This is a genomic window from Couchioplanes azureus (genome assembly GCF_014648355.1).
In the GTDB taxonomy this organism is placed as follows: domain Bacteria; phylum Actinomycetota; class Actinomycetes; order Mycobacteriales; family Micromonosporaceae; genus Actinoplanes; species Actinoplanes azureus.
In genome coordinates this window covers 38,121-44,333 of record NZ_BMQY01000008.1, presented here as the reverse complement: position 1 = coordinate 44,333, position 6,213 = coordinate 38,121, and the positions used below count along the sequence as shown (strand labels likewise).

Below are 6,213 nucleotides of genomic sequence, written 5' to 3'. Positions count from 1 at the left end.
TCTCACAGCCTGCCGAGCAGGTCCTCCATCAGGCCGATCTCGGCCTGCTGATCGGCGGCGATCTTCGCGGCCAGCGCCTTGGCGTCCAGGTTGACACCCGCACCGGACTCCTCGTCCGCCATCGTGATCGCGCCCTCGTGGTGGGCGATCATCATGGTGAGGAACTGCTTGTCGAACGCCGGGCCGCTCGCCGCGGCCAGCTTGGTTATGTCGTCCTGCGACATCATTCCCGGCATGGACTCGTGGCCGGCGCCGTGCGCGTCGGGGGCCGGAACCGGCTCGCCCCAGGCGCCGAGCCAGCCGGCCATCGTGGTGACTTCCGGGTCCTGCGCGGACTTGATCTTCGCGGCCAGCCGCTCGACCTCCGCGTTCGCCGCGCGGGTGCCCGCGAGGGAGGCCATCTCCACGGCCTGGCGGTGGTGCACGATCATGTGCTGGGCGAACGCCACGTCGGCGTCGCCGAACTGCGCTCCCGGCGCCGGGCTGCCGGCCGGCGCGGACGCGGCGGAGCCGTGACCGGACGAGCCGGTCGAGGAATGGTCACCACCACCGCAGCCGGACCCGGCGAACAAGAAGACAACGGCGACACCGGCCGGGACAGCGCGGCGCAGCAGGTAACGAGACATCGAACAGGCCCTTCAGCATGGGGAACGCACGAACCATTGTCAGCGGATCTGTTCCAGTGCGCGGTGATTGCGGCGTACTGGTCCGGGCGCGACGCGTGTCGCCGGCCGCATGTGCGCGCCTGCGGGGCGAGGTGCCGGGCAATGCCGTCGCAGGCGGATGGTGGCGTCCACGCCGGTGCCGGGGGCTTGTTCGAGGCTGATCTGCCCGCCGCTGGCCAGCCAACGGTTGGCGAACGGCCAAGGTTCCACCAAGAATCCGCCATCCGGTCCCCGCCTCGTGGGTGTTGCGTCCCGGCCGCGAGGCCCTAAGGTGTGCTGCCATGTCGAGCGACCTCCCGCCGGCGCCGTTGGGCGCCCACGCGCCGGATCTGTCCGCACCCACGCTTGCCCTGCCCGAGGTGCGCACCGGTCGGCGGCGGCGGGCGGGGTCCGGCCTCGCCTCCGGCCGCCGACGGCTCCTGCTGCTGGTCGCCGGCGGTGCCGCCCTCGCCGTCGTGCTGGCCCTGCTGGGTGCCGCGCTGCTCGCCGGCGGCGGGGCCGAGCGCCGTAGCTCCGCGCCGGCCCCCGCGGCGCCGGCGGACGCCGGCTCCGCGCCGGCGGGCGCCAGCGCCGAACCCTCCGCCAGCGCCGGGCCCTCGGCCACGGCGGAGCCGTCGCCCTCGCCCACCGTGGCGCCGTCCGCCCGTCCCCCCGCTCGCCCGGGCGAGCTCATCGCCGGCATCCGCGCCGGGCTCGACCAGCTGGCGGCCACCGGCCAGCTCGACCGGGACGCCGCCGAGCGGCTGGACGAGCGGCTGGCCGAGGTGGCGGACGCCCTCGCGGCCGGGGAGATCCGCAAGGTACGGATGCAGCTGCGGAAGGCTGCCCGGACGCTCGTCGACCTGCGCGAGGACGGCAAGCTGACGCCCGCCGGCTTCGAGGCGCTCGGGGCCGCCCTCAACCAGGTGGCCAGCGCCCTGCCCGCGCGCTGAGGCGGCGAGCCGGGTGTAACGGACCCGGCGCCACGAACGCTTTGTTGAGGAGACAATCAACTCGAGCAGCGTGGCGGTGAGAGGCATCCATCATGACGTTCAGTCACACCGTCGAACGCTCCGGCGCCCTGGTGCGAGTGACCCTGGCCGGCAAGGCCGACTTCGCCGTGGTGGAGGACTTGCGAGACATCCTGGCCGACGCCCTCCGGGAACATCCGGAGCGGGTGGAGGTCGACCTGTCGGCGCTGGATTTCGTCGACTCCCGCTCCGTCGGCGTCCTGGTCGGCGCCTGCCAGGCGGCCACCGGCTTCGGCTGCCGGCTGGTCACGACCGGCCCGCGCGGTCGCGTACTGCAGGTTCTGCAGGCGATGGGTGTCCTCGACGAGCTCACGGGCGGCACTCCGCGACCTCCGTCCGCTCCGCGCCCCCGGGCGCCGAGCGACGGGCCGGCCCAGCGGGCACCCTCGACCGGGTGAAGCTCCCCCAAGCAGAGCACCACCCGGCCGCAGCTTCACAGCTCTGTCATGTTCCGTTGTCGCGGGGTTCGCATGAGTCCGGTGTCGACGGCCACGGGGCATTTCCGAGCATCGATGTATGTCTTTTCATTGCATTGCCCCGCCGGCGCCGACGGAACCACCGGAGCGGCCGCCGGGCATCGGCCGCCGCCGGTTCGTGGCCGCGGCCGGCGGCACAGTCGCCGGACTGATCTGCGGCCCGGCCCTCGTCGATGCTGCCGGCGCCGCTCGGGCGGTGCCGCGCCCCGGCCCGGCCGCGCGGGTGCCGGCGAATGTGTTCACCTTGGGCGTCGCCTCGGGTGATCCGGGCCCGGACGGCATGGTGTTGTGGACCCGGCTCGCGCCCGATCCGGTGCACGGCGGCGGCATGCCGAACCAGAGCGTGACGGTGGCCTGGGAGCTCGCCGACGACGACCGGTTCGCTCGCATCCGGCGGCGCGGCACCGCCACGGCAGAGCCGGGCTGGGGGCACAGCGTGCACGCCGAGGTGTCCGGCCTGGAGCCGGACCGGGTCTACCACTACCGGTTCCTGGTCGACGGCCAGGCGTCCCCGGTGGGGCGGACCCGCACCGCACCGGCGGTGGACGCGCAACCAGCCCGGCTGCGGTTCGCGTTCGCCAGCTGCCAGGACTTCCAGGCCGGCCGGTACACCGCCTACCAGCACCTGGCCCGGGAGGACCTCGCCTTCGTGGCGTTTCTCGGCGACTACATCTACGAGAGCCCGCGCAACCCCGCGTCCTACCGTCAGCACGACGGCACCGGGGAGCCGTACACGCTGACCGACTACCGCAACCGGCACGCCTGCTACAAGACCGACCCCGACCTGCAGGCGGCGCACGCCGCCGTACCGTGGATCGTCACCTTCGACGACCACGAGATCGACAACAACTGGGCCGACGAGATCCCGCAGGACCCCGCCCAGCAGAGCCCCGAGGCGTTCCGGGCGCGGCGCGCCGCGGCGTTCCAGGCGTACTACGAGCACATGCCTCTGCGCCGCTCCTCGCTGCCGCGTGGCATCGACATGCGGGTCTACCGGCAACTCACCTTCGGGCGGCTCGCCGCCCTGCACGTGCTGGACACCCGCCAGTACCGCAGCGACCAGCCCGCCACCCTGGCCGAGGCGGACGACCCCGCCCGCACCATGACCGGCACCGAGCAGGAGCGCTGGCTGACGGCCGGGTTGAGCCACGCCGGCACCCGGTGGAACCTGCTCGCCAGCCAGGTCATGTGGGCCTCCAACGACCGCACCGCCGGGCCCGCGGACAGCTTCGACTTCGACAACTGGGACGGTTACCGCGTCCAGCGCCGCCGGCTGCTCGAATTCCTCGGCTCCGGCGCGGCCGGCAACCCGGTCGTCCTCACCGGCGACCGGCACGCCACCTGGGCCTGCGACCTGCGCCCGGACTTCGACCGGCCCGGTACCCCCGCGGTCGCCGCCGAGATCACCGGCACGTCCGTCTCCTCCGGCGGCGACCCGGACACCGCCGCGTTCCACCGCACCTACGACCCGATCATGGCCGAGAGCCCGCACTGGAAGTACATCGACAACCGGCGCGGCTACCTGGTGTGCGACCTCACCCCGGAGCGGCTGCTGGCCTCGCTGCGTACGGTCAGCACCGTCTGGGCGCCCGCCGCGACCGTCACCACCGCCGCCCAGTTCCAGGTCACCGCCGGGCGGCCCGGCCTCGACGTGCTGCACCACGACACCCCGCCGGTCGCCGGCCCGGCCGCCCTGCGCCGCTACGCCGTCGACGACGACCAGCCCTGAGGCCACAGCCACCTACGTACACGTCATGGAGAAACATTCCTGATATCGCCTCTTATCAATGTCTGCGTAAGCTGCCGTCTGCGTAACGGCAAGAATACGGAAGGTTACGCGAAGCCGAACCAGACACGGTGCGACGGAGAGGGGCTGGCGACCATGGCGAAGAAGAGCAAGAAGGACAAGAAGGACAAGAAGGGCAAGGCGAAGAAGAAGTAGCCGACGGGCCCGCCTCGCCGTCCCGGCCATCGCATCCGGGCGCGAGGTGGGCCCTGCCATGCTGTCCGCTGCCGGCTCCCGCGGCCGTGACGGCGGCACACCTCCGTCCGAGCGTGGAGCGAGGCAGACGAATCCCATGCACAGCGAAGTCCTTCAAGCGCTGGACCTGCACCTGCAGCAGATGACAAGTCTGCGCCAGAACCTGGTCGCCAAGCGGCCCATCACCCCCGGCGAGCGGCGGCGCCTCGCCGCCGACGCGCTCAGCTGCGCCGAGCAGTGCGCCCGCACCCTGAACGGCCTGTTGACCGGCGACGGCGGCGACGGCGACGAGCACCGCTGCCGGCCCGGCCAGGGCGAGACCCGCAAGCCCGTCCTGTCCGAACGCGTGCCGGCCCGCAAACGCTCCCCGATGCGTCGCAGACCGGCCGACATCGCGGTGAGCTGACCCGGCCTGCACGATGCGGGGAATCACCACCCACGACGTATTGCGACCGATCGACGCACGGGCCCTGCGGTGCCACCGTCGGCTGTGGCGCGAACGAGGAGGCGGCCATGACGGCGACGGTGGATCCCGATCGGTCCGAGTGGGACGTGATCGTCCTGGGTGGCGCGGCCGCCGGCGAGAACGCCGCACTGTACGCGACGCAGTTCTCCGGCCTGACCGCGGTCATCGTGGAGAAGGACCTGGTCGGCGGCGAGTGTTCGTACTGGGCGTGCATGCCGAGCAAGGCGCTGCTCCGCCCGGTCGAGGTGCTCGCCGCCGGGCGGGACCTGCCCGGCGTACGGGAGGCGATCGGCGACCGCGCCCTGGACACCGCGGCGGTGCTGGCCCGTCGCGACACGGTCGTGAAGCATCTCGACGACTCGTCACAGGTGCGGTGGGCCCTGGACGCGGGCATCGACGTCGTGCGGGGCCACGGGCGCCTCGACGGTGAGCGGACCGTGGTGGTGGCGGGCCCGGACGGCCGCGACCGGCGGCTCACCGCGCGGCACGCCGTGGTCCTCGACACCGGGAGCAGCCCCTTCGTGCCTGCCGTTCCCGGGCTGCGCGAAGCGCGGCCGTGGACCTCGCGAGATGTCACCAACCTGCACGAGGTGCCGGCGCGGGTCGTCATCCTGGGCGCGGGCGTGGTGGCCTGCGAGGCCGCGACGTGGCTGCGCGGCCTGGGCGTCGCCCAGGTCACCATCGTGCACCGGGGAAGCCGGTTGCTGGAGCGCAACGAGCCGTTCGCCGGTGAGCTCGTCGCGGCCGGGTTCCGCGAGTCCGGGATAGTCCTGCGCCTGCGCACCACGGCGACCTCGGTCCGGCGTGCGGACGTCACCGACGCCGGTGCCGGTCGTCTGCACGGGGGCGAGCTGACGGTGAGCCTCTCGGACGGCGACACGGTGACCGCGGACGAGGTCGTCGTGGCGACCGGCCGTACGCCGAACAACGAGGGCATCGGGCTGGAGACCGTCGGCCTGGACCCCGGCAAGCCGCTCGTCGTCGACGACCACATGACGGTGCTCGGGGCCGGCGGCGACTGGCTCTACGCCATCGGCGACCTCTGTGGTCGCGCCCAGCTGACGCACATGGCCAAGTACCAGGCGCGGGTGGCCGGCCGGGTGATCGCCGCCCGGGCCGCCGGCCGGCCGCTCGGCAGCGGGTCGTACAGCCGCTACGCCGACCTCGCCGACCACGGCCTCGTCCCTCAGGTGATCTTCACCGATCCGGAGATCGGGGCGGTGGGCCTGACCGAGGCCGAGGCCCGCGCGCGCCACCTGGACGTCGAGGTGGTCGAGTACGACCTGGCTCAGCTGGCCGGCACCTACGTGCTGCGCGACAACTACGTGGGCCGGGCCAAACTCGTCCTGGACAGGTCGGCCGACGTCGTCGTCGGGGCCACCTTCGCCGGCGCCGGGGTGGCCGAGCTGACCCATTCGGCCACGATGGCGGTGGTCGCGAGGATCCCCGTCCCGGTGCTGTGGCACGTGGTGCCCAGCTACCCGACGGTCAGCGAAGTGTGGCTGCGGCTGCTCGAGACACACAGCGCGGCGCGGGAAGCCCGGTCCTGAGTCGACGCCGTTTCTTCATCCCGATGCCACCCGCCCCTCACATGAACGGCGCTCCGGTGTCGGCC

General features: G+C 73.0%; 6 protein-coding genes. 5 read left to right on the top strand and 1 reads right to left on the bottom strand.

Going from position 1 to position 6,213, the window contains the following annotated elements:
- Window positions 1-2 precede the first annotated feature (2 nt).
- The gene (locus IEY99_RS25430; protein ID WP_189206598.1) at window positions 3-626 is read right to left on the bottom strand and encodes a DUF305 domain-containing protein; all 624 of its coding nucleotides are present in this window, start codon (window positions 624-626) and stop codon (window positions 3-5) included.
- A gap of 320 nt (window positions 627-946) precedes the next feature.
- On the opposite strand from IEY99_RS25430, the gene IEY99_RS25425 reads away from it, so the two are divergent.
- From IEY99_RS25425 to IEY99_RS25405, 5 genes are all read left to right on the top strand, one after another.
- Complete coding sequence (locus IEY99_RS25425; protein WP_189206597.1) at window positions 947-1,597, top strand: FIMAH domain-containing protein; 651 nt, start codon at window positions 947-949, stop codon at window positions 1,595-1,597.
- Between the two features lie 92 nt (window positions 1,598-1,689).
- Window positions 1,690-2,073, top strand: coding sequence for an STAS domain-containing protein (locus IEY99_RS25420; RefSeq protein WP_189206596.1), 384 nt, complete (start codon window positions 1,690-1,692; stop codon window positions 2,071-2,073).
- 118 nt (window positions 2,074-2,191) lie between these two features.
- Window positions 2,192-3,880, top strand: coding sequence for an alkaline phosphatase D family protein (locus tag IEY99_RS25415; protein WP_189206595.1), 1,689 nt, complete (start codon window positions 2,192-2,194; stop codon window positions 3,878-3,880).
- A gap of 349 nt (window positions 3,881-4,229) precedes the next feature.
- Entirely contained in the window at window positions 4,230-4,538 is a 309-nt protein-coding gene (locus IEY99_RS25410; protein ID WP_189206594.1) for a hypothetical protein, read from the top strand.
- Between the two features lie 107 nt (window positions 4,539-4,645).
- Window positions 4,646-6,148 (top strand): dihydrolipoyl dehydrogenase family protein, encoded by a 1,503-nt coding sequence (locus tag IEY99_RS25405; protein WP_189206593.1) that lies wholly within the window; start codon window positions 4,646-4,648, stop codon window positions 6,146-6,148.
- Window positions 6,149-6,213: the final 65 nt, after the last annotated feature.